This is a genomic window from Jannaschia donghaensis (assembly GCF_001403795.1).
Lineage (GTDB): Bacteria > Pseudomonadota > Alphaproteobacteria > Rhodobacterales > Rhodobacteraceae > Jannaschia > Jannaschia donghaensis.
In genome coordinates this window covers 1,294,499-1,316,457 of sequence record NZ_CXSU01000012.1, presented here as the reverse complement: position 1 = coordinate 1,316,457, position 21,959 = coordinate 1,294,499, and the positions used below count along the sequence as shown (strand labels likewise).

The following is a 21,959-nucleotide window of genomic DNA, read 5'->3' as shown; positions in this document are numbered from 1 at the left end:
CGTCGGGTGGACGCCCGCCGATTGGGCCTGGATCGGCGGGTTGATGGACCTGGCCTTGCCGTGCCTGTGGTTCGGCGTGCCGCTGGTGGCCAAGCGGTTCGGCAAGTTTCAGCCCGACGACGCCTGGGACCTGATGGTGGGGGAGGGTGTGACGGTGTCCTTCCTGCCGCCCACCGCGCTCAAGATGTTGCGGCGGACCGAAGCACCACGGGAGTTGCGCCTGCGCGCCGTCCTGTCGGGCGGAGAAGCGTTGGGCGCAGGGTTGCTGGACTGGGGGCAATCGGCGCTGGGCGTGCCGATCAACGAAATCTACGGTCAGACAGAATGCAACTTGGTGATGGCCAGTTGCGCAGGCACGCAGGACGTGGTGCCCGGCACGCTGGGCCGCGCGGTGCCGGGTGTCGAGGTCGAGGTTCAGGACGGCGACGGGAGGCCGGTCGCCATGGGCGAGACGGGCGAGATTTGCACCCGCGGGTCGCCCGCGACATTCCTGCGGTATTGGAACAAGCCCGAGGAGACGGAGGCCAAATGGCGCGGCGGCTGGTTGCGCACGGGCGACCTGGCGCGTGTCGAAGCGGGCGGTGTGATCACATATGTGTCGCGCGACGACGACGTGATCACATTCGCCGGATACCGCATCGGCCCCACGGAGATCGAGACCTGCCTGACCGCGCATCCCGATGTCACGATGTGCGCGGTCGTGGGCCTGCCCGACGCCCTGCGCGGGGAGGCGGTCACGGCGTTCGTCGTGGCACCCGAGCGGGGCGAGGGACTTGAGGCCGAGTTGATCGACTGGGTGAAGGCCCGCCTGTCGCCGCATATGGCCCCGCGCGCGGTGCGGTTCGTCGACACCCTGCCGATGACGGCGACCGGCAAGATCCAGCGGCGCGATCTGCGCGAGACATAGGGGCGCTGCCCCGCCGGCTGCGCCGGCCCCCCGGGATACTTTTCGCAAGAGAAATCCGTTAACCGGTTTTCAACGTTCCTCCCCCAAGGTTCCGGGGCGGAACAGGCGGGGACGCCGATGGCCGTGCAAGGGGAAGATGCCCCGATCCCCGGTCCGCCAGGCGAATGACGGGGGCGGGGCATCCGACCGTGGCTTCCTCTTGCCCGAAATATCCCGGGGGTCCGGGGGCTGGCCCCCGTCCGGTCTTCAGTCGCGGAAGCGACCGCTGCCCCGCTCGATGAACATCACGTGCGTGCCGACTCCGGCGAGGGGTCTGCGGATCATCGGATCCTGCTGCGGGGCGCGGATCGAACGGGACGGTCGGACGATTGCCGCAAACCGGTCCGGGGCGCACGCGAAACGCCGCCCGGCCCGGATCCGGTCGTCGTCAGGCGGCGGGCATCCGGCGTTCCACCACTTCGGCCCACCACGAACATCCCGCCGGGATCGCCTCGTCGGTGAAATCGTATTCCGGGTGGTGGACCGGCGCGGTATCGCCGTTGCCGACCAGGATATAGGCCCCTGGCCGTTCCTCCAGCATATAGGCGAAATCCTCCCCGCCCATGACCAGCGGTGCTTCGGCGCAGTCGCCCGACACGGCGCGGGCGACCTGGGCCGCGAATTCCGTCTGTTCGTCGTGGTTGACCATGACGGGATAACCGCGGTGATAGGTGACGTCGGCCGTGCCGCCGAAGGTGGTGCAGATGCCGGCCGTGATTTCCGCGATACGGCGTTCGGCCAGGTCCCGCATCTCGGACGTCATGGTGCGGACGGTGCCCTTGAGCTGCACGCGCTGGGGGATGACGTTGAAGGCCTTGGACGACGATTCGATCGACGTGACCGAGACGACGATCTGATCGACGGGATCGGCGTTGCGCGACACGATGGTCTGCAGCGCGGTGATGACATGGGCGGCCATGACGGTGGTGTCCACCACCTCCTGCGGTTTGGCGGCGTGGCCGCCGCGGCCTGTCAGCGTGATGTCGAATTGATCGGTGGCGGCAAAGAACGCGCCGCTGCGGATCGCAAAGCTGCCGACGGGGCGGCCGGGCCAGTTGTGCATGCCGTAGACCTCCTGAATGTTCCAGCGGTCCATCAGGCGATCGTCGCACATTTCCTTGCCGCCGCCGCCACCCTCTTCGGCGGGTTGAAAGATGACGACGACAGTGCCGTCGAAATTGCGCGTCTCGGACAGGTATTTGGCCGCCCCCAGCAGCATCGAGGTATGGCCGTCGTGGCCGCAGGCGTGCATCGCGCCGTCGACCTTGCTGGCGTGGGGCACGCCGGTCTGTTCGTGGATCGGCAGGGCGTCCATGTCGGCGCGCAGGCCGATGACCTTGCCCGACCCGTTGGTCTTGCCGTGGATGACGCCGACGACGCCGGTGCGGCCAATCCCCTCCACCACCTCGTCACAGCCGAAGGCGCGCAGCTTTTCGGACACGACGGCGCTGGTGCGGTGGGTGTCGAACAGGATTTCGGGGTTTTCGTGCAGGTCGCGGCGCCATTCGGTGATTTCGGGCAGCAGGTCCGCGAAGCGGTTCTTGACGGGCATTGGCACTCTCCTGAAAGGGGTCGGGCGGAGGGTGCCGGGCGCGCGACCGGAGTGCAAGTTGCGTCTGCTGCACCAGGTCGCGCGCCGGGGTCGCGGTGGATCAGCCGAAGGGTTTCGACGCCTCCCGCTCCTCGTCCGACCGGGAGGGTTTTGCCTGACCGCTGTCTTGATCGGAGGGGTCGCCGCTGTCCTTGGCCCCCTTGCCCCCGTCCTGTTCGTCGCCGCCATCGGTGCGGTCGTCGGGGTGGGTGCCCGTCTGGTCGTGCCAGAGCATCGTCGTGGTGGGGAAGGGGATGGCGATGCCGTTTTCGGCGAAGGCCTTTTCGACCGCGAGCATGACGTCCGACGTTTGATGGATGACTTCGGCCCGCGTCGATTTGGTCCACCAGCGCACGCGCACCACCTTGGAAAAATCGCCCAGGTTGAGCGACAGCGCCTCGGGGGCGGGATCTGATTCGACGTTCTCGACGCCTTTCGTCGCCTCGACCGCGATGCGCATCGCTTCGGCGGTGTCGGCGTCGTAATGAATGCCGAAGTCGTATTCGCTGCGCCGGATGTCGAAGGCCGTATTGACGACGATGGGGTTGGTATAAACCTCGGCGTTGGGGATGACGACGCGGCGGCCGTCGTAGGTCTTGAGCAGGGTGGCGCGCGTTTCGATCTTTTCGACCGTGCCTTCGTGTCCCGACGTGGTGATGATCTGATCGCCGGTCTGGAACGGCTGACGGATCAGGATCAGGATGCCCGCGAATAGGTTTTGCAGGATGTCCTTGAACGCGAAGCCGATGGCGACCGACCCGACGCCCAGACCGGCCACAAGGCTGCCGACGTTGAGCGATGGCACGATGATCGTGGCGGCAATCAGAAGTCCGAAGATGATGATGATCGCTTTCACGATCCCGCCTAGGACGGCCCCCAGGCTGACCCGATTGCGCGATGTCGCGGTCCGGTTGATCAGCCAGGCTACGACGAAGGCCGCGATGAGAAAGAGAAGGAAGACGATCGCGGCGACCGCGAGGTTCGGCAGCAGCTTGAAAAAGCCGTCGACCCAGGTGTCGATCTTTTCGAAGATCAGGCCGGGTTCGGCCGAAATACTGGACAGGGGTCCGCCGCCGCCGTCGGCCCCCGAACCTTCGCCGCCACCGGTTGCCGCGCCGCCAGAGGAATCGCCAGCGGATTGGTCCCCGTTTCCGCTGGCCCCATCGCCTTCGCCCGTCTGCGGGCCGCCGGCCGGGTCAGCGGTTCCGGTTTGGGCGCTGTCTGCGGTGGCTTCACCCGTTTGTGGTCCCCCGCTCGTGTCGGGCGTTCCGCCGTCGGCGGCGGAGGTTTCGGCGTCCGTGGTTTCCGGCTGCGGGGCCTCGGGGGTGTCGGTGTTCACGCGGGGCGCATCTTCATCGGCGCGGTCTGCGGACCCGATGGTCGCGTCTTCGTCGCCGAGAAGGCGGGTGTCGGCGTCGTCTGCCTGAGCCAGGACGATGAAGTCGCCATTCATTTGATCTTCGTATTCCACGCCGCACTCCGTCCGTCTTGAATTCGGGGCAAACGCCCGTGGACCCCGTCGGTTCCGACGGCCCTAGTCCGCGGTCTTGAGTAATGCGTCGAGGTCGAGCGGCCCGTTCACCATGCGCAGCGCCCCGGTCGCGTCGCGGGGCCATGTGTCGCGCGGGCGGTCGCAATAGAGCTCCACCCCGTTGCCATCGGGATCGTCGAGGTACAGCGCCTCGGACACGCCGTGGTCTGCCGCGCCGGTCAGCGTGACGCCCGCCGCCGCGACCCGGCGCAGGGCGGCGGCCAGCGCGGCGCGGTCGGGAAAGAGGAATGCGGTGTGATAAAGGCCGGTGTGACCGCGTGGCGGGGGCGTGGCCCCCAGGCTGTCCCAGGTGTTGAGCGCGATATGGTGGTGGTATCCGCCCGACGACAGAAACGCCGCCTGCGTGCCGTAGCGGGCCTGCACCTCGAGCCCGATGACGTCGGTGTAGAAGGCGATGGCGCGCTCCAGATCGGAGACGCGCAGGTGGACGTGGCCAATCGTGGGGCCGGGGGCAGGGGGCATGACGTCTGTCCTTTCGCGTGGCCCCCGGATCGTCGCGCCGGACGGAGTGCGGGGCAATTGGGCACCGGCGCGCGGTGGCTGTGCGCCGTGGTTCGGAGCGACGGTTTCGCACGGTGATTTCCGGCCCTGCGGCGCAGCGCGGCGAAGATGAACGGTGATTTCGACCTGATTGGAACCGGGCACAGGCGCGGCGGTGCGCCGGACGGCGATGTCGAGTTGGCAATGGGCCGTGACTTTGTGCGTGCGCTTCAGGCGGCCCGAGGAGGCGGTTCGGGGCGAAACCGCAGGTCGCCCGCGACGTGGTGCAGGCGAACCTGTCGTCGTCATTCCACCAGCGTATCCACCACCCGGCGCATCAGATCTTCGCCCGCGTGAAACTGCGCCTTGTCGATCCATTCGTCGGGTTGATGCGCCTGCGCGATGTCGCCGGGGCCGCAGACCACGGCCGAATAACCGCGGTCCTGAAATTGGCCGGCCTCTGTGCCGTAGGTAACGACGTGGGGGGCATTGTCGCCCGTCAGGCGGCGGATCAACGTCTCGGCCGTCCCGTCCGCTTCGGGGGTCAGGGCGGGGACGCCGTGGGTCTGATCCCAGGTGACGCCGGCGTCGGAGTGCCGGGCTTTCAGGTCGGAATCGAGCCTGGTCAGGAAGGCGTTCAGGGCCTTGGCGTGGCGGTCCACATCGTCGCCGGCGGGACACCGGAAGCCAAGTTTGAAGGTGCAGTCCTTGGCCGTGATGTTATGCGCCGTGCCCCCCTGGATCATGCCGACGTGGGCGGTCGTGTGGGGCGGGTCGAAGGCGGCGGAAATCGGATCGGGGGGTTCGGCCATCAGCCGCGCGTTCCAATCGTTGACCCAGGCCAGGATGCGTCCCGCTTCGTGGATGGCGGAGACGCCTTCGGGCAGTTTGCTCGAGTGCACCTCGAAGCCGTGCACCGCGACGTCGAAGATGGTGGAGGCGTTGTGGCCCGTGACGGGGCGCAGCATCGACGGCTCTCCGATGATGGCGGCGGCGGCGCGGGGCAGGTGCTTGACCATGTCGTCGATCATGGGCGGCGCGCCGATGCAGCCGATCTCCTCGTCATAGGACAGCGCGATCTGCAGGGGGCGGGTCACGCCACGCCCGAGCGCGTAGGGCACCATGGCCAGCGCGATGGCGTCGAATCCCTTCATGTCGCAGGTGCCGCGCCCGTAATACCGCCCGTCGCATTCGGTCACCGCCCAGGGATCGAAGGACCAGTCCTGACCATCGACGGGCACGACGTCGGTATGCCCCGACAGAACCACGCCGCCCGCCACCTGCGGGCCGACGTTGGCATAGAGCGCGGCCTTCTGCCCGGTGGCATCATAAACGCGGGTGGCATCGACCCCGTGCGACGCCAGATATCCCTCGACCCAGTCCACCAAGTCGAGGTTGGAATCGCGGCTGACGGTCGGAAAGGCGATCAGCCGTTCCATGATCTGATAGGCGGAAAGCATCATCGGCTGGGCCATGGCGTCACCTTGGGGGCAGGGGAGTTCGCGCAATGGGTGCGTCCGCCTTGCGCAACAGTCAAGCGAACCGCCTTAAATCCGGGCGACTGCGACGACATGCCTGCCAATTGGGCAAATGGCTTGCGGGACGCCGATCATCTGCTACCGTCCGTGCAGCGGCTGGCGTCAGATCGGCCGGGGAAAACAAGCAACGGGGAATGGTGGATGCCGGATGGCGACACCCGGAACGTGCTGGAGGTGAACAACCTTCGGACGGTCTTCGGTACACGGAGCGGCGAGGTTCATGCCGTCAACTCGGTCAGCTTTCATGTGAAGCCCGGCGAATTGCTGGGCGTCGTCGGCGAGAGCGGGTCGGGCAAGTCCGTGACGATGATGTCCCTGATCGGCCTGCTGCCCAGCCCCCCCGCAGACGTGCGCGAAGGCGAGGTGCTGCTGGACGGTGAAGACCTGTTGAAGGTCACGCCAGACCGGCTGCGCGACGTGCGCGGCGGCGAAGTCGGTTTCATCTTTCAGGACCCCATGACGTCCCTGAACCCGGTGTTCACCGTCGGATACCAGATCATGGAGCCGGTGCGCCGGCACATGGGACTGAACAAGAAACAGGCCAAGGCGCGGGCGATCGAACTGTTGGAGTTGGTGGGCATTCCGGGGGCCGCGGGCCGGCTGTCGGATTATCCGCACCAGTTTTCCGGCGGGATGCGCCAGCGCGTGATGATCGCGATCGCGCTGGCCTGCGACCCCAAGGTCCTGATCGCGGATGAGCCGACGACCGCGCTGGACGTGACCATCCAGGCGCAGATCCTGGAAATCGTGGAGGATCTGCGTGCCAAGCTGGGCATGGCGATCATCTGGATCACGCACGACCTGGGCGTCATCGCGGGGATCGCCGACCGGGTCGCGGTGATGTACGCGGGCCAGATCGTGGAACACGCGCCGGTCTTCCCGCTGTTCAACGATCCGCGGCATCCCTACACACGCGCGCTGCTCAAGACGATCCCGACGGTGTCGGGCGAACGGGCGGCGAAGCTGCAGGTGATCGAAGGGCAGCCCCCGATGCTGGGCGCGGCCCCGACCGCATGCCCCTTCCGCGACCGCTGCCCGCTGGTGTTCGACCGGTGTCACGCCGAGAACCCCCTGCGCGCGGATGTGGGCGACGGCCACGACGTCGCCTGTTTCCACCCGCTGGCGCACACGGCGAAGGAGGCGGTCGCATGACCCGGCCCCTGGTGAAGGTCCGCGATCTGAAGATGCATTTCCCGATCTATGCCGGGCTTCTGCGCCGTCAGGTCGGCGCGGTGAAGGCCGTCGACGGGGTGTCGTTCGACATTCTGGAAGGCGAGACGCTGGGCCTGGTCGGGGAATCGGGTTGCGGCAAATCCACCTGCGGGCGCGCGGTGCTGCGCCTGTACGACATCACCGACGGCGAGATCACGGTGGACGGGCGCGCGATCGGATCCGAGGATCAGCGGTCCCTGCGCAAGATGCGGCCCACCATGCAGATGGTGTTTCAGGATCCGCAGGCCTGCCTGAACCCGCGCATGACCGTGGGGTCCATCATCGGGGAGCCGTTGGTCGAGCATACTGCGATGTCGAAGGCGGAGCGGACGGACAAGGTGCGCGACCTGATGGACAAGGTCGGCCTGAATGCGGCGTTCATCAACCGCTACCCCCACGAGTTTTCGGGCGGCCAACGGCAGCGGATCGGGATCGCGCGCGCGCTGGCCCTGAACCCCAAGTTCATCGTCTGCGACGAGCCGATCGCCGCGCTGGACGTTTCGATCCAGGCGCAGGTGGTGAACCTGTTGGAAGAATTGCAGGACAGTCTGGGCCTGACGTACCTCTTCATCTCCCACGATCTGAGCATGGTGCGCCATATCGCGGACCGCGTGGCGGTGATGTATTTGGGCAAGGTGGTGGAGCTGGCCCCGCGCGACGCGCTGTATGATGAACCCCTTCATCCCTACACCGAGGCGCTGCTGTCGGCGGTGCCCGAACCGGACCCCGCCAAGGCCGGTCAGAAACGCGACCGCATCGTGTTGCAGGGCGATGTGCCCAGCCCCGCGAACCCGCCCGAAGGATGCAATTTCTGCACGCGCTGCCCCCGCGTGATGGACGTCTGCACCCGGCTGGACCCCGAATTTCGTGAAGTGAAGCCCGGCCATTGGGCCGCTTGCCATCTTCACGATTAACCCCGGACGCGGGAATGAACCCGCGCCACATCGATGACCAACTAGGAGAGACACAAGATGACAACGAAAGCAGCCCTGCTGAGCGCAGCCGCAAGCTTCGTCCTGGCCCCGATGGCATATGCCGACGGCCACGAAGGCGAGCGCGGACGCGACGGCGAAGTCAGCATCATCTACTGGCAGGCCCCGTCCACCATGAACCCGTTCCTGTCGGGCGGCACCAAGGACGTGGAGGCGGCCAGCCTCGTGATCGAACCGCTGGCGCGTTTCGATGAGACCGGCGCGATCCAGCCCTGGCTTGCCTCCGAGATCCCGACGACCGAGAACGGTGGTATCTCCGAAGACCTCAAGACGGTGACATGGAAGCTGCAGGACGGCATCACCTGGTCGGACGGCACGCCCTTCACCAGCGCGGACGTCAAGTTCACCTATGAATATTGCACCGACCCCGAAGGCGGTTGCGCCCAGGTGACCAAGTTCGAAGGCATCGAGAGCGTCGAGACGCCCGATGACCTGACGGTGGTCATCACCTTCGCCGAGCCACAGCCCTATCCGTATTCGGCGTTCACCGGCGGTGAGAGCCCGATTTTGCAACAGGCGCAATTCGCCGATTGCGTCGGCGCGGCCGCGTCCACCTGCACGGAGCAGAACTTCAACCCGATCGGCACCGGTCCGTTCGTCGTCGACGAGTTCAAGACCAACGACGTCATCACCCTGTCGGCCAACCCGAACTTCCGGTTCGAGGGCAAGCCCGCCTTCGCGTCGATCAACTTCAAGGGCGGCGGCGACGCCGAAGCGGCGGGCCGTGCCGTGATGCAGACGGGCGAGTTCGACTACGCCTGGAACCTGCAACTGGCCCCCGAGGTCATCGCACAGATGGAGACCGGCGGTCTGGGCACGCCCGTCGCGGGCTTCGGTCCCCTGGTCGAGCGGATCATGCTCAACAACACCAACCCAGATCCGGCGCTTGGCCCGGACGAGCGGTCGGTCGTGCGCCCGCACCCCTTCCTGAGCGATCCGGCCGTTTACCGCGCCATGTCCATGGCGATCGACCGGCCCCTGCTGGTCGAAATCGGCTATGGCCAGGCCGGTAAGGTCGGCTGCAACTGGGTTCCCGCGCCCGAGGTCTATGCCTCGACCTCGATGGAATGCTCCACCCAGGATATCGAAGGCGCCAAGGCGATGCTGGAGGAAGCCGGTTGGGTCGACAGCAACGGCGACGGCGTGCGCGAAAAGGACGGGGTCGAGCTTCGGATGCTCTATCAGACGTCCACCAACGCCGTGCGTCAGGACTTCCAGCAGCTGATCAAGGAATGGTGGGAAGAGATCGGCTTCGCGGTCGAGCTTCGCAACGTCTCCGGTTCGGTGTTCTTCGGCGGGGACGCCGGGAGCCCGGACACCTTCCAGAAGTTTTATGCCGACGTGGAGATGTACGCCAACACCTTCAACGGCACCGATCCGCAGTCGTACCTGGGCAACGGTCTGTGCGACAAGGCCCCGCGTCCCGAAACGCAGTGGCAGGGTGAGAACATCTCGCGCTTCTGCGACGAGGAGTATGACGCGCTTTGGGCCGAACTGGCCGCGACATCGGGCGTGGAGGCGCGTGCGCCCATCGCCAAACAGCTCAACGATATGATCGTGCAGCGCGGCGGGATGATCCCGCTGGTGCACCGCGGTCGTCTGTCGGCCCACGCCAACGATTTGGGCGGCGTCAAGCTGAACGTCTGGGACAGCGAGTTGTGGAACGTCGCCGACTGGTACCGCATCGGCGAGTGATGTGACGCGACGCAAAAACGGGGGCGGCGTTCGCGCCGTCCCCTACCGGCCAACCCCCGGCACCAGAAGGATGACGCGCAATGACGATCGACCTGTGGACACTTGAGCGGCGCCTCTGGATCGAAGGAACCGACGCATTCGCCGAACTCATGGACATCGAAGCCGTCATGGTCTTTCCCGAACCGATCGGCATCCTATTCGACGGCGATATCCTGTCCGAAATGGATGTCGCCGCCCGTTGGGACGAAATCGAAATGTCGCGCAAGGTCGATCGCAGGCGCGACGCGTTGGTCATCCTGAACTACGTGGCCCAGGCACGACGCGGGGATGGCACATCCTACCGCGCGATGTGCACATCGGTCTGGCAGCAGATGGATGTCGGGTACCGCATCGTTTCGCATCATCAGACGCCGACGAAAGCGGAAATCGAACATCCCGACATCGACCGGCCGAAATCCAAGCGACGTGTGTCCGACGACGACGATATGGAAAGCGCCGGGTCCGGTCGCGCAAGTTCCGGAGGGTGACATCATGCTGACCTTCACCATCCGACGATTGCTCTTCGCGATCCCGACGCTTTTGTTCATCGCATTGGTGATCTTCATGCTGCTTGAGCTTGCCCCCGGCGACCCGATGGCGAACGTGCCGTTGACCGTACCGGCGGAGGTGAAGGAGCAGATGCGTCAGGCCCTTGGGCTGGGCGAGCCGGTGCACATCCGGTTCTGGAAGTGGATCGTGCAGTTCTTCTGGATCGAGCCGCTCAATGTCTTCGACCACATGTTCGGCACGACGTTCGCCGAAGGAAAGCTGCGCATCATCAGCTGGCAGAACCGCGCGCCGGTCTTCATCACCATCGCCGAACGCATCCCCCAGACGCTTTGGGTGGTCGGGACGTCGTATGTCGTGGCGATCCTGATCGCGATCCCGGTGGGCATCTATTCGGCGTACAAGCAATATTCGGTCTTCGATCAGGCGGGCACCTTCGTCACGATGATCGGCTTCTCGGTGCCGCCGTTCTTTTCGGGGGTGCTGGTCATCATCATCTTCGCGGTGCAGCTGCGCTGGTTCCCGTCGATCTACGACACCCGGCTGGTGGTGGATTCGTGGGACAGCTTCGGCATGCAGGTGCGGCAGATGTTCCTGCCGGTCATGGTTCTGGCGCTGCAGATCACCTCGCAGCTTAGCCGGTTCATGCGGGCGTCCATGCTCGACAATCTCAATCAGGATTACGTGCGGACCGCGCGCGCCAAGGGTCTGCGGGAAAAGACGGTCGTGCTGGTCCATGTGCTGCGCAATTCGATGATCCCGGTCGTCACCGTCATCGCGCTGGGCGTGCCGGCGATCTTCGGCGGGGCGATCATCACCGAGCAGGTGTTCAAGGTGAACGGCATCGGCCAACTTCTGATCACCGCGATTCAGGCGAACGACCTGCCGATGGTGCAGACGCTGACGTTCATCTTTGCCGTGCTGATCGTCCTTTTCAACCTGATCGCCGACGTCCTTTACGGCATTCTCGACCCCCGGATCCGCTATGACTGATGCCCGCGACCCCCTGACCCCCGTGGGCAACGATATCGGCGTGGTCGCGGCCTCCGCCGCCGTGGCCGGGGCCGAACCCTTGCTGATAACCGCCGCGCGCAGCCAGTGGTGGGATGTCTGGGACCAGTTTCGCACCCACAAGGGCGCGATGGTGGGGGCCGCGATCTTCCTTGCCATCCTGGCTCTGGTCGTGATCGGCCCGCTGTTCGTCGACATGGAGGCGGGCATCAAATCGGACATGCGCGCCCGCAATGAGCCGATGAGCCTGGAGTATCCGCTGGGCACCGACCGGCTGGGCCGGGATATGTTCGCGCGGATGATCGCGGGCGGGCGTGTGTCGCTGGCCGTGGGTCTGACGGCGATGGCGCTAAGTTTGGTGCTGGGCACGCTGATCGGGGTGCTTGCCGGGTATTTCAAGGGGCTGGACGGGCCGCTGATGCGCCTGACGGACCTGTTTCTGGCCCTGCCGCTGCTGCCGCTTCTGCTGGTCATGGTGCTGCTGTTTCGGGAGCCGTTGACGGCGGCGTTCGGGATCGAAGTGGGTATTTTCATCCTGATCGTCTCGGCCATCGGCATCACATCTTGGATGCAGACCGCACGCATCGTGCGCGGCGATGTCCTGGCGTTGAAAGAGCGGGAGTTCGTGCTGGCCGCACGCTCCATCGGTACGCCGTCGCGCCGGATCGTCACGCGCCATATCCTGCCCAATGTGCTGTCGCCGATCATGGTGTCGGCGACGCTGGGCATCGCGACGGCGATCATCACCGAAAGCGCGCTGTCGTTCCTGGGCCTGGGGTTCCCGCCGGACTTCCCGACCTGGGGGCGGTTGCTCAATGACGGGGTGCCGTTCCTGGAGCTCTATCCCGGCCGCGCGTTCTGGCCCGGTCTGGCAATTTCGCTGGTGGTGCTGTCGATCAACTATGTCGGCGACGGCCTGCGCGACGCACTGGATCCGCGTATCCGGGGGCGGTGACGGCCTAGAGAAACGGCTCCAACACGTCCCGGTGGACGAAATGCAGCTTGTTGCCGTCGGGGTCGCGCAAATAGGCACCGTAGTAGCCGGCATCGTAGTTTTCGCGCACGCCCGGTGCCCCCTCGTCCGTTCCACCGTGGGCCATCCCTGCGGCATAGGCCGCATCGACCGTGCGGCGGTCCCGCGCGATAAGCGCCACCATGGTCCCATTCCCGGCGGTGGCGGGCGCTTCGTCAAAGGGCGTCGTCACGAAGAGCGTCGGGGCCGCGCGCCCGGAGCGTGCGAAGGCAAGCATCTCGGGCCCGCCGTCATCCTCGAACACGCGTTCGGAAAGGCCCAAGGCCGAGGCGACGGCGCGGTAGAATGGCGCGGCGCGGCCCATGTCCGCGACGCCAAGGGTGATGTGGGAGATCATCTGCTGTTCCTTCGGATGAGGGTGGCCATGGGAGTTGTCCCAGAAATCGACTCATGTCGAAAATAAACGGCCCGGGCGGGAGGATCGAGACCCGTAGGAACGTCGTCCACGGCCGGTGCCATCTGCCACCTGATGTGTGTCGCTGGACATTAGCCGAAGTGGCGATGCCGACTGCAAGGGCCATCGACCACCATAGACCGTGCCCAAGAGCAGCGTCCCCAGGTTGGGATACGAGCCCAGCATTTCATCGAAGTCGCAAATGTAGAGCCGGGCGAAGCTGACACCCAGGAACAATGGCGGCGGCACAGCCCGGACGATATTTCGAAATGCCAGACCGAAACAGGTCGCGCAGAGACCGAAGAAACGTCTTGAGAAAAGAACCCCGTTATACAGACCTACAAGATGCAAGATCTCAGTCTCGGACGGGAACAGCTCAGCCCGTCTTCGCCACGCCCACGCCGATCATGCTGTCGCGGGTGACCAATTCGGCCAGCGCCGCTTCGTCCAGCCCGTCGGTGCCATCGGGGCGGGCGGGGATCACGATGTAGCGCATGTCGGCGGTCGAATCGTGGACGCGGACGGTGACGTTTTCGGGCAGGGTCAGGCCGAATTCGGCCAGGACCTTGCGCGGCTCGCGCACCGTGCGGCTGCGGTAGGCGCGCGATTTGTACCAATCGGGCGGCAGGCCCAGCAGGTTGCGCGGATAGCAGGAGCAGAGCGTGCAGACGACGACGTTGTGGACGTCGGCGGTGTTTTCCACCGCGATCAGCTTCATCGGACCGACGTCGAACCCCATCTCGGCGCTGGCCGCCGATCCGTCGGCCAGCAGGCGCTCCCGGAAGGCGGGGTCGGTCCAGGCGCGGGCGACGACTGCGGCGCCTTGCGACGGATCGCGGGCGTCCATCGCGTCGATCTGGGCGGCGACCTCCTCGGCGGTGACGATGCCCTTTTCGATCATCAACTCGCGCACGGCGATCTCCATCGCCTGCCAATAGCTCAGCGAGTTGTCCTGATCTTCGCGGTAGGGATGACCCGAGGGCGACAGGCCAGCGTGGTCGTGGTGATCGTGGGGCATCAGAGGGCCTCCAGCCAATGGGCGTAGATTTCGGCGTCCAACGTGTCGTCAGGCGTCGCGGCGTCGGGCCAGACGTCGCCCAGACGGAACCGCACGCGGTAGAGCGGCAGCCTGTCGGGCGTGTGCCCGTAGGCGAGTTGCTCGGGGTTGCCGAAGGGGCCGAGGACGCGTTCGACCGCGCCGGTCTTGCCGCGCAGATAAGCGGGGGTGCGGACGTGGCCCGGCGGCATCATCCTGCGCACGCGAACCGGTGTTCCGGGCTCAAGCGCCTGCATCGGTCGCATCCGCATAGGTGGTCCCGCGCGCCTGCACCTCGGCCATGCGCGCGCCGAGGTCCGCGACGGAATAGACCCCCTGTTCAAGCATGTTCTGGTTGAGCGACGCGACCCAGCGTTCGTAGTAGGTCATCGTCTCGAAGGCGTCCTCGCCCATATCCTCCAGCACCCGGCGCAGCCCGTCGACGGTAAACACGCCCTTCAAACCGGCCAAGATCACCAGGGCGTCAACGCGCTTTTCCCAAAGTGCGAAATCGTGGTCACCGTCAGGGATCGGCCCGGCCAGGGGATGGGCCAGATCGCCGCCCATGTCATGCCAGCGCTTGCCGGTCGCGTCGGGGGTCATGCGCGCGCCTCCAACTGCTCGATCTGATTGCGGAGCCCGTCGAGCGGATAGCCGGCGGCCGCCGTTGCCGCCAGAATATCGTCCGCGCTGCGCCGGCCCGCCTGCGCCAGCGCCCACAGGATCGTGGAGCGGGTGCCCGACGCGCAATAGGCGACCACCTTGCCGTCCGCGCCGTCGATGGCATCGGCCTGTTCTTCGACCGCATCCACCGTTAGCGCCATGCCGGCAATCGGGTTGAAGACATAGGTCATGCCCGCCGCTTCGGCCGCGGACTGCATCGCGGCGGTGCGGTGGCTGGGCGGCACTTCGGCGTCGGGGCGGTTGCAGATCACGGTGGTCACACCCGCCTCGGCCAGGGCGGGCATGTCCGATGGGTCGATCATCGGCGCGGCGAAGGTGGTGTCATCAAGCGGGCGCAGATCCATCGGGGGGCCTTTCGAGGTTTCGATGCAAGGACCATGCCCGCCCCCGTGGCACAGGTAAAGACGCGGACCGGCCCACGAGGTTGTCATTCTTGGGCCGGTATCGATGTGTGTCGCAGGAGGGTGTCGCCTCATCCGTCGGCGCGGCCGCGAAGAGGGATTCGGATGCGGACAGCAATTGACGCTCGGGATGACGGCGGATGCAAAGTGGGGATGGCCGTTTGGTCCTGTCATGTGCCGTCAAAAAATCGACGGCAGCGGGAAGGGCCGTCGGGCGCAGAAGCGATGGATGATTATGCCCGGGTCATCGTGAAGTTCCTTGAAGCTGAGGCAGTTGAGGCTGACCACCCCGAGACTGCCGGTCATGATGCAGCGGCGATGGCCGAGCGGCAGCACGTTCGGCGGCGCTGTGTGGCTCACGGTCTGGCCCATCCTTCGGGGCAGGGCCGTCATAACGTGCCGATATAGATCCTGCGCACCCCCCTTTGGGTGACGGATCGAACGCCCAGAACACCGGTTGGAGTCCGCCTTTATATTGCGCGCGCCCACCCGCTCCTCGTATGAAGGCGGGAATTGCGAGTGGGGTGTGTTATGGGGTGGAAAGCGGAATGGGAGCGGTCGATTTCCGACCCCGACGGTTTCTGGATGGAACAGGCGCAGGCGATCGACTGGGACGTGATGCCGACCAAGGCGCTGCACGACCGGGGTGGCCCGGTGGCCGAATGGTTCAGCGACGGGATGGTCAACACGTGCCACAACGCCGTCGATCGCCACGTCGCCGCCGGCCACGGCGCGCGCACCGCCATCATCTATGACAGTCCCGTCACGGGCACGGTCGAACATGTCAGCTTCGCGCAATTGCAGGGCCGCGTGGCGCGGCTGGCCGGGGGGCTGGCGGCGCAGGGTGTGGGCGTCGGCGACCGGGTCATCATCTACATGCCGATGGTGCCTCAGGCGCTTGAGGCGATGCTGGCCTGTGCGCGCATCGGCGCGATCCATTCGGTCGTCTTCGGCGGCTTCGCTGCGGCGGAACTGGCCGTGCGCATCGACGACGCGCGCCCCAAGGCGATCCTGGCCGGGTCCTGCGGGATCGAAGGGACGCGGGTGATCGAATATAAACCGCTTCTGGATGCCGCGATCGACATGGCCGCGCACAAGCCGGAGTTTTGCGTCGTCTTCCAGCGGGAGCAGGCCATCGCCGACATGACGCCCCGCGATTTCGACTGGGAGGATTTCTGCGAAGCGGATCCCGTTCCTTGCGTGCCGGTTGCGGGCGACCACCCGGCCTACATCCTCTATACGTCCGGCACGACGGGGGCACCCAAGGGCGTCGTGCGGCCCACCGGCGGGCATCTGGTGGCGATGGATTGGTCGATGGCCAACATATACGGCGTCGACCCGGGCGAAGTGTTCTGGGCCGCGTCCGACGTCGGCTGGGTCGTGGGCCACAGCTACATCTGCTATGCGCCGCTGATCCACGGCTGCACGACAGTCGTGTTCGAGGGTAAGCCCGTCGGCACGCCCGATCCGTCGACCTTCTGGCGGGTGATGGCCGATCACAAGGTCGCCGCCTTCTTCACCGCGCCCACGGCCTTTCGCGCCGTGCGGCGCGAGGATCCGCAGGCGACATTCATGGACGGCCACGATCTGTCGGGTCTGCGCACCATCTTCCTGGCCGGGGAACGCGCCGACCCAGACACTGTCGAATGGATCGGCACGGTCACGGGCAAGCCGGTCATCGACCATTGGTGGCAGACGGAGACCGGCTGGACCATCGCGGGCAACCCTATCGGGTTGGAGCCGCTGCCCGTCAAGCTGGGCTCCCCGTCGGTGCCGATGCCCGGCTATGACGTGCAGGTTCTGGACGAAGGGGGCCATGCCACGGCGCCTAACACGCTGGGGGCGATCGCGATCAAGCTGCCGTTGCCGCCCGGCACCCTGCCGACCCTGTGGAACGCGGAGGAGCGGTTTCGCAAATCCTATCTCGACGCGTTTCCCGGATATTATGAGACGGGCGACGCTGGCATGATCGACGAAGACGGATACCTTTGGATCATGGCGCGCACCGACGACGTCATCAACGTCGCGGGGCACCGTCTGTCGACCGGCGCGATGGAGGAGGTGCTGGCCGGCCATGCGGATGTGGCCGAATGTGCCGTCATCGGCGTGGCCGACGCGCTGAAGGGGCAGGTGCCGATGGGCCTTCTGTGTCTGACCAGCGGTGTGGACAGGCCCGAGGCCGAGATCGTGGCCGAATGCGTTGCCCGCGTGCGCCAGACGATCGGCCCGGTCGCGGCGTTCAAGCTGGCCGTGGTCGTGGATCGTTTGCCCAAGACCCGGTCGGGCAAGATCCTGCGGGCCAGCATGGTGAAGGTGGCCGAAGGCACGCTGGACAAGGTGCCCGCGACCATCGACGACCCCGCGATCCTGGATGAGATCGGGTCCGCGATGGCCCGTCTGGGCTATCCAGTCCGATGACCGGGGGGGCCGACGAGAGGAAGACCGGGCGGACCACGGGGCCGGACGGGACGGTGCTGCTGGCCCATGACATCCGGTCGGCCGTGTCGGATGTGATCGGCGGCGTCCGCCTGATGGACCGCGACAGCCTGCCGGCACAGGCCCGGACGCAACTGGACCGCGTGCAAAGCTCGGCCGAACTGCTGGCCCGCTTGGTCGAGGACCTGCTGGACGGCGCGCCGCGCGACACCGCCGGTCCGGTCGGAAACCTGAACCTGCGCCGCTTCATCGACGACGAATTGCGGCGCTGGCACGGGGCCGCGCAGGGCACCGGCGTCATCGTCAACACCGATCTGGGCGGCGGGTTGCCGGATATCGTGCAGCTGCCGTTGCTGCCGCTGCGCCGGATCATCGCCAATCTGATGTCCAACGCCCTGCGCCATTCCACCGGCGACCGCATCACGCTGGGCACCGAATTGCTGGATGATGGAACGCTGAACCTGTGCGTGCAGGACAACGGCGCAGGCCTGCCGGACGATATGGTCTGGCCCCCGGAGCAGGGTGACCCGCCAGAAGGCGAGCGGCACGGCATGGGCCTGCAGATCGCCAGTGCCCACGCCCGCGACATGGGCGCACGCATCCTGTCGGAGCGCAGTCAGATGGGCGGCGCGCGCGTCATGCTGTCGATCCCCAAATCCGTCTGGTCGCGCATAGAGGAGCCTGGCCCCGACGACATGCTGCCGGACCTGCGCGGTTTCCGCATCCTCGTGGCGGACGATAGCGGAACGAACCGGATGTTGGTGCAGGTGATGCTGACCCGGTTGGGGGCGGAATGCGAATTCGCCCGCGACGGGATCGAGGCGCTCAACTGGCTGGCCCGCGAACGGTTCGACCTGGCGTTGATCGACGTGGAGATGCCGATGCTGGGCGGCCTGGACGTCATGCAATCGGAACGCCTGCGGCAAGCGCGGGGCGTCGCCCCGCCGACGTCCATGGTCGCCATGACCGCCTATGTGCGCGGCGACAACAAGGATGCGATCCTGGAGGCGGGGGCCGATGGTATCCTGTCGAAACCCTTGGGTACCATCGAGATGTTCGGCGCGGCCATTTGGCAATTCCTGAAAGCCGCGCCCGACTCCTCTGGCTGGGCCCCCGAGACTGCCCCGGCGCTGTCGGCCGCGACCCTGTCAGAGCTGATGCGAGCCGCCGGGCCCGCGCAAGAGGCGGATCTGCTGGACCGTCTGCGCGAAGACCTGCGCATTGTGGAACGGGCGCTGACGGATGCGCTGGACCGCGACGACCTGCCCGCCGTGGCCGCGCAGACCCATGTCCTGTTGTCGCTGAGCAGCGCGATCGGGGCCTTGCCGACGCAGGAAACCGCGCGCCGCCTCAATCGGTTGGCCCGCGACGGTCAGATCGACGCAGTCAGGGCGACCGGCAAGGTCTGTCTTACGCGGCTGGCGCAGCTGCGCGCAGAACTGGTGCATGCGAACTGACGTCTATTCGGCGGCGTTGCCCATGATGTCGGCCGGCGCCGTCTGCTCGTGCAGGACTGTCTCGACCCGGGCCCCGGTTTCCAGCGTCCTGTGGACGGGACAGCGGTCCGCGATTTCCAGAAGGCGGGCGCGTTGGTCGGGGTCCAGCGGGCCGCGCAGCCAGATCTCCCGGCGGAAGCTGTCGATCCGCTCTCCGTTGGCCGACGGCGCGTCCTGTGCGTGCATGCGGTCGTGTGTGACGTCGACCGACACGTTTTCCAGCGGCCAGTTCTTGCGTCGCGCATACATCCGCAACGTCATCGACGTGCACGCCCCCAGGCTTGCCGCCATCAGCTGATAGGGCGACATCCCGCGATCCGTGCCGCCATAGGCCGCCGGTTCATCTGCCTTGATGTGGTGCTTGCCCCCCGATGCCACGACGTCCTGCGCATAGCCGTCGGGCGAGATTTCGGTCACGCGGGTCACACCCTCGGGGGCGCCGATGGGCGGGGCCGGGCGGCGCAGGTCCAGATACCGCATGGCCCAGGCGGCGATCACGTCGGCGGCATATTCCGCATCTTCCGCCCGCGTGATCAGATGATCCGCATCGTCCAGCGTCACGAAGCTCTTGGGGTGTTTCGCATGCAGGAAGATGCGTGTCGCACTGTCTATGCCCACCGTTTCGTCGCGGGGGGCGTGCAGCACCAGAAGTGCGGGTTTGAGCGTGGCGATCGACTGCTCCAGCTTCACGCCCGAGATGTCGTCGACGAAACCCTGCCCGATGCGCAGCTTGCGTCCGCCCAGCTTCACCTCGCCCACGCCGTCGCGCGCGATCGTGTCCAGCGCGCCTTCGAAATGATGCGTGACGTGGCCGGGATCGAAGGGCGCGCCGATGGTGGCGACCGCCTTGACCGACGGAATATCGTGAGCGGCGCGCAAAACGGCGGCCCCGCCCAGCGAGTGGCCGATCAGGACATCGACACGCATGTCGCGCGCGTCCAGCGCCTGCGCCGCCGCGACCAGGTCGGCGACATTGGTCGAGAAGGAGGTATTCTCGAACTCCCCCTGCGAATGGCCCAAGCCGGTGAAGTCGAAGCGCAAGACGGCCATGCCCATACCGGCCAGCCGCGCGGCGATGCGGCGGGCGGCGGGGATATCCTTGCCGCATGTGAAGCAATGCGCCATCAGCGCGGTGGCGATAGGTGCCCCGTCGGGCAGGTCGAGACGGGCGCTCAGGTCGCTGCCGTCGTGACCCCGGAAGGTGAAACGTTCGGTTCGCATGGGACGGTATCCTTTGGTTGCCCCGAACATGGGCCTGCGGTGGTGGGTCGCGCAATGGGTGCGGCGGGCGATGTCACGACCCTGTGACGCGGTGCGAGGACGCCGTGCGATGTCGGAAAGGGCGCAGCCCATTGCACTGGCCCACCGAACTGCCGATCCGGTGGTCTGGCTGCGACAAAAACCGATGTTTCAGAGGGATGCCCAAGACGCCCGGGTCGAAATGCGATTGATCGGCGTCGCACGCCCGCTCGCGCCGATGCGCCGCTCCGGGATGGTTCAATGCCCCGCTCACGGTCCTGACTCGTGTTTTACCGGCGTCTCGGCGCTCAGGCGTCGGGGCGTTTGTGCAGCAGGGGCATCAGGTCGCCCATGCCGGGACCGTTCGCCCGACCCGTCAGGGCCAGCCGCAGGGGCTTGAAAAGGGAGGCCCCCTTGCGCCCGGTGGCGGCCTTGACCGCTGCCGTCCACTCGCCCCAGGTCGCATCCGTCCAAGGCTGTGGTGGCAGCAGGGCCAGCGCTTCGGCGACGAAGGCGCGGTCGTCTTCGGGAATGGCGGGCGTCGCGCCGTTGCGCATCAGGTCCCACCAGCCGGCCATGTCGGCCCGCGTCTCGATGTTTTCGCGCACGACGGTCCAGAAGGCGTCGCGCTGATCCTCGGGCACGCCCAACGCGGCGATGTCGTCCTCGGCGTCGACGCGGGGCAGGGTGGCCAGGTAGTTGGCGGTCAGTGGCTTCAGGTCGTCCACGTTGAACTTCGTCGGGGCCACGCCGAAGGCATCCAGGTCGAAGTTGGCGACCACTTCGTCCATCGACTGGCGCAATTCGATCGGTTGCGACGATCCCAGACGCGCCATCATCGACACGAGGGCCATCGGCTCGATCCCCGCGGCACGCAGATCCCGGAGGGACAGGGTGCCCAGACGCTTGGACAGCGCCTCGCCCTGCGGGCCGGTCAGCAGCGAGTGATGCGCGAATTTCGGGGCCGTACCGCCCAATGCCTCGATGATCTGGATCTGCGTCGCGGTGTTGGTCACGTGATCCGAGCCGCGCACGACGTGGGTCACGCCCATCTCGGTGTCGTCCACAACGGACGCAATAGTATAGAGAACCTGCCCATCGCCCCGGATCAGCACCGGGTCTGATACGCTGGCCGCGTCGATGGACAGCGGGCCGAGAATGCCGTCGAGCCATTCGATGCGCGTCTGGTCCAGCTTGAAACGCCAATGGCCGCCGCGTTCGGTGCGCAGACGGTCCTTTTCGGCGTCCGACAGGGCAAGCGCGGCACGGTCGTAGACGGGCGGCTTGCCCATGTTCAGCTGCTTCTTACGCTTGAGGTCCAGCTCGGTCGGCGTCTCGAACGCTTCGTAAAGACGCCCCGCCGCACGCATCTCGGCGGCGGCGGCGGCATAGCGATCCATGCGGGTCGATTGACGCTCCTCCCGGTCCCAGGTCAGGCCCAGCCACTCCAGATCCTCGCGGATGGCGTCGGCGTATTCGTCCTTGGACCGATCCGGGTCGGTATCGTCCAACCGCAGGATGAACGTGCCGCCCGCCTTGCGCGCAATGGCCCAGTTGAGGACGGCCGTGCGCAGGTTGCCCACGTGGATGTGGCCGGTGGGCGAGGGGGCGAAACGGGTGACGGTGGACGTGTCGGGCATGGAGCGGCTCCTTTGTCGGCGCATGTGCCACCGACGC

At 66.4% G+C, this 21,959-nt stretch carries 21 protein-coding genes; 9 read left to right on the top strand and 12 right to left on the bottom strand.

The window, feature by feature from the left end:
- The coding region (locus tag JDO7802_RS18605; RefSeq protein WP_245624206.1) for an AMP-binding protein at positions 1-907 on the top strand (907 nt) is incomplete at its 5' end.
- A 427-nt stretch (positions 908-1,334) separates the two neighbouring features.
- On the opposite strand, the gene JDO7802_RS15730 is transcribed toward JDO7802_RS18605, so the two are convergent.
- From JDO7802_RS15730 to argE, 4 genes are all read right to left on the bottom strand, one after another.
- On the bottom strand, positions 1,335-2,498 hold the full coding sequence (locus JDO7802_RS15730) for a M20 aminoacylase family protein (RefSeq protein WP_055086878.1): 1,164 nt from the start codon (positions 2,496-2,498) through the stop codon (positions 1,335-1,337).
- A 100-nt stretch (positions 2,499-2,598) separates the two neighbouring features.
- Positions 2,599-4,008, bottom strand: coding sequence for a mechanosensitive ion channel domain-containing protein (locus JDO7802_RS15725; protein WP_083481196.1), 1,410 nt, complete (start codon positions 4,006-4,008; stop codon positions 2,599-2,601).
- 63 nt (positions 4,009-4,071) lie between these two features.
- Complete coding sequence (locus tag JDO7802_RS15720) at positions 4,072-4,551, bottom strand: VOC family protein (protein WP_055086877.1); 480 nt, start codon at positions 4,549-4,551, stop codon at positions 4,072-4,074.
- Between the two features lie 323 nt (positions 4,552-4,874).
- Entirely contained in the window at positions 4,875-6,044 is a 1,170-nt protein-coding gene (argE, locus tag JDO7802_RS15715) for an acetylornithine deacetylase (protein ID WP_055086876.1), read from the bottom strand.
- 204 nt (positions 6,045-6,248) lie between these two features.
- On the opposite strand from argE, the gene JDO7802_RS15710 reads away from it, so the two are divergent.
- The 6 genes from JDO7802_RS15710 to JDO7802_RS15685 all read left to right on the top strand — a co-directional run bounded on the left by JDO7802_RS15710 (position 6,249) and on the right by JDO7802_RS15685 (position 12,518).
- Entirely contained in the window at positions 6,249-7,259 is a 1,011-nt protein-coding gene (locus tag JDO7802_RS15710; RefSeq protein ID WP_055086875.1) for an ABC transporter ATP-binding protein, read from the top strand.
- Positions 7,256-8,233 (top strand): ABC transporter ATP-binding protein, encoded by a 978-nt coding sequence (locus JDO7802_RS15705; RefSeq protein WP_055086874.1) that lies wholly within the window; start codon positions 7,256-7,258, stop codon positions 8,231-8,233. The genes JDO7802_RS15710 and JDO7802_RS15705 overlap by 4 nt, the downstream gene beginning before the upstream one ends.
- A gap of 57 nt (positions 8,234-8,290) precedes the next feature.
- Positions 8,291-10,006, top strand: coding sequence for a peptide ABC transporter substrate-binding protein (locus tag JDO7802_RS15700; RefSeq protein WP_055086873.1), 1,716 nt, complete (start codon positions 8,291-8,293; stop codon positions 10,004-10,006).
- Between the two features lie 80 nt (positions 10,007-10,086).
- The gene (locus JDO7802_RS15695) at positions 10,087-10,533 is read left to right on the top strand and encodes a hypothetical protein (RefSeq protein WP_055086872.1); all 447 of its coding nucleotides are present in this window, start codon (positions 10,087-10,089) and stop codon (positions 10,531-10,533) included.
- A gap of 4 nt (positions 10,534-10,537) precedes the next feature.
- Positions 10,538-11,545: an ABC transporter permease gene (locus tag JDO7802_RS15690; RefSeq protein ID WP_055086871.1), complete on the top strand. Its 1,008-nt coding sequence runs from the start codon at positions 10,538-10,540 to the stop codon at positions 11,543-11,545.
- A complete protein-coding gene (locus tag JDO7802_RS15685; protein WP_055086870.1) occupies positions 11,538-12,518 on the top strand; it encodes an ABC transporter permease in 981 nt (326 codons plus the stop codon). Before JDO7802_RS15690 ends, JDO7802_RS15685 begins: the two co-directional genes overlap by 8 nt.
- A 4-nt stretch (positions 12,519-12,522) precedes the next feature.
- On the opposite strand, the gene JDO7802_RS15680 is transcribed toward JDO7802_RS15685, so the two are convergent.
- From JDO7802_RS15680 to JDO7802_RS15655, 6 genes are all read right to left on the bottom strand, one after another.
- Entirely contained in the window at positions 12,523-12,933 is a 411-nt protein-coding gene (locus JDO7802_RS15680; protein ID WP_055086869.1) for a VOC family protein, read from the bottom strand.
- Positions 12,934-13,366: 433 nt separating this feature from the next.
- Positions 13,367-14,008 (bottom strand): nitrile hydratase subunit alpha, encoded by a 642-nt coding sequence (nthA, locus tag JDO7802_RS15675; RefSeq protein WP_055086868.1) that lies wholly within the window; start codon positions 14,006-14,008, stop codon positions 13,367-13,369.
- The gene (locus JDO7802_RS18875) at positions 14,008-14,283 is read right to left on the bottom strand and encodes an SH3-like domain-containing protein (protein ID WP_055086867.1); all 276 of its coding nucleotides are present in this window, start codon (positions 14,281-14,283) and stop codon (positions 14,008-14,010) included. Before JDO7802_RS18875 ends, nthA begins: the two co-directional genes overlap by 1 nt.
- A complete protein-coding gene (locus JDO7802_RS18870) occupies positions 14,270-14,629 on the bottom strand; it encodes an SH3-like domain-containing protein (protein ID WP_055086866.1) in 360 nt (119 codons plus the stop codon). The genes JDO7802_RS18875 and JDO7802_RS18870 overlap by 14 nt, the downstream gene beginning before the upstream one ends.
- Positions 14,626-15,054, bottom strand: coding sequence for a protein tyrosine phosphatase family protein (locus tag JDO7802_RS15660; RefSeq protein WP_055086865.1), 429 nt, complete (start codon positions 15,052-15,054; stop codon positions 14,626-14,628). Before JDO7802_RS15660 ends, JDO7802_RS18870 begins: the two co-directional genes overlap by 4 nt.
- A 237-nt stretch (positions 15,055-15,291) precedes the next feature.
- A complete protein-coding gene (locus JDO7802_RS15655) occupies positions 15,292-15,483 on the bottom strand; it encodes a hypothetical protein (RefSeq protein WP_144430639.1) in 192 nt (63 codons plus the stop codon).
- A gap of 159 nt (positions 15,484-15,642) precedes the next feature.
- Between JDO7802_RS15655 and JDO7802_RS15650 the strand changes: the two genes are divergently transcribed.
- Both JDO7802_RS15650 and JDO7802_RS15645 read left to right on the top strand, forming a co-directional pair.
- Positions 15,643-17,529, top strand: coding sequence for an AMP-binding protein (locus JDO7802_RS15650; RefSeq protein ID WP_055086863.1), 1,887 nt, complete (start codon positions 15,643-15,645; stop codon positions 17,527-17,529).
- Complete coding sequence (locus JDO7802_RS15645; RefSeq protein ID WP_083481194.1) at positions 17,526-19,004, top strand: response regulator; 1,479 nt, start codon at positions 17,526-17,528, stop codon at positions 19,002-19,004. Before JDO7802_RS15650 ends, JDO7802_RS15645 begins: the two co-directional genes overlap by 4 nt.
- 3 nt (positions 19,005-19,007) lie before the next feature.
- Here JDO7802_RS15645 and JDO7802_RS15640 read toward each other — a convergent pair whose 3' ends face one another.
- Both JDO7802_RS15640 and gltX read right to left on the bottom strand, forming a co-directional pair.
- Entirely contained in the window at positions 19,008-20,264 is a 1,257-nt protein-coding gene (locus tag JDO7802_RS15640; RefSeq protein ID WP_055086861.1) for a bifunctional alpha/beta hydrolase/OsmC family protein, read from the bottom strand.
- Positions 20,265-20,590: 326 nt separating this feature from the next.
- On the bottom strand, positions 20,591-21,922 hold the full coding sequence (gene gltX, locus JDO7802_RS15635) for a glutamate--tRNA ligase (protein WP_055086860.1): 1,332 nt from the start codon (positions 21,920-21,922) through the stop codon (positions 20,591-20,593).
- Positions 21,923-21,959: the final 37 nt, after the last annotated feature.

Coding starts and splice junctions, on each gene's coding strand:
- JDO7802_RS15685 (WP_055086870.1), top strand. CDS start 11,538: ATGACTGATGCCCGCGACCCCCTGACCCCCGTGGGCAACGATATCGGC.
- JDO7802_RS15655 (WP_144430639.1), bottom strand. CDS start 15,483: ATGGGCCAGACCGTGAGCCACACAGCGCCGCCGAACGTGCTGCCGCTC.
- JDO7802_RS15705 (WP_055086874.1), top strand. CDS start 7,256: ATGACCCGGCCCCTGGTGAAGGTCCGCGATCTGAAGATGCATTTCCCG.
- JDO7802_RS18875 (WP_055086867.1), bottom strand. CDS start 14,283: ATGCAGGCGCTTGAGCCCGGAACACCGGTTCGCGTGCGCAGGATGATG.
- JDO7802_RS15690 (WP_055086871.1), top strand. CDS start 10,538: ATGCTGACCTTCACCATCCGACGATTGCTCTTCGCGATCCCGACGCTT.
- JDO7802_RS15730 (WP_055086878.1), bottom strand. CDS start 2,498: ATGCCCGTCAAGAACCGCTTCGCGGACCTGCTGCCCGAAATCACCGAA.
- argE (WP_055086876.1), bottom strand. CDS start 6,044: ATGGCCCAGCCGATGATGCTTTCCGCCTATCAGATCATGGAACGGCTG.
- JDO7802_RS15650 (WP_055086863.1), top strand. CDS start 15,643: ATGGGGTGGAAAGCGGAATGGGAGCGGTCGATTTCCGACCCCGACGGT.
- JDO7802_RS15710 (WP_055086875.1), top strand. CDS start 6,249: ATGCCGGATGGCGACACCCGGAACGTGCTGGAGGTGAACAACCTTCGG.
- JDO7802_RS15700 (WP_055086873.1), top strand. CDS start 8,291: ATGACAACGAAAGCAGCCCTGCTGAGCGCAGCCGCAAGCTTCGTCCTG.
- JDO7802_RS18870 (WP_055086866.1), bottom strand. CDS start 14,629: ATGACCCCCGACGCGACCGGCAAGCGCTGGCATGACATGGGCGGCGAT.
- JDO7802_RS15695 (WP_055086872.1), top strand. CDS start 10,087: ATGACGATCGACCTGTGGACACTTGAGCGGCGCCTCTGGATCGAAGGA.
- nthA (WP_055086868.1), bottom strand. CDS start 14,008: ATGCCCCACGATCACCACGACCACGCTGGCCTGTCGCCCTCGGGTCAT.
- JDO7802_RS15680 (WP_055086869.1), bottom strand. CDS start 12,933: ATGATCTCCCACATCACCCTTGGCGTCGCGGACATGGGCCGCGCCGCG.
- JDO7802_RS15660 (WP_055086865.1), bottom strand. CDS start 15,054: ATGGATCTGCGCCCGCTTGATGACACCACCTTCGCCGCGCCGATGATC.
- JDO7802_RS15640 (WP_055086861.1), bottom strand. CDS start 20,264: ATGCGAACCGAACGTTTCACCTTCCGGGGTCACGACGGCAGCGACCTG.
- JDO7802_RS15720 (WP_055086877.1), bottom strand. CDS start 4,551: ATGCCCCCTGCCCCCGGCCCCACGATTGGCCACGTCCACCTGCGCGTC.
- gltX (WP_055086860.1), bottom strand. CDS start 21,922: ATGCCCGACACGTCCACCGTCACCCGTTTCGCCCCCTCGCCCACCGGC.
- JDO7802_RS15645 (WP_083481194.1), top strand. CDS start 17,526: ATGACCGGGGGGGCCGACGAGAGGAAGACCGGGCGGACCACGGGGCCG.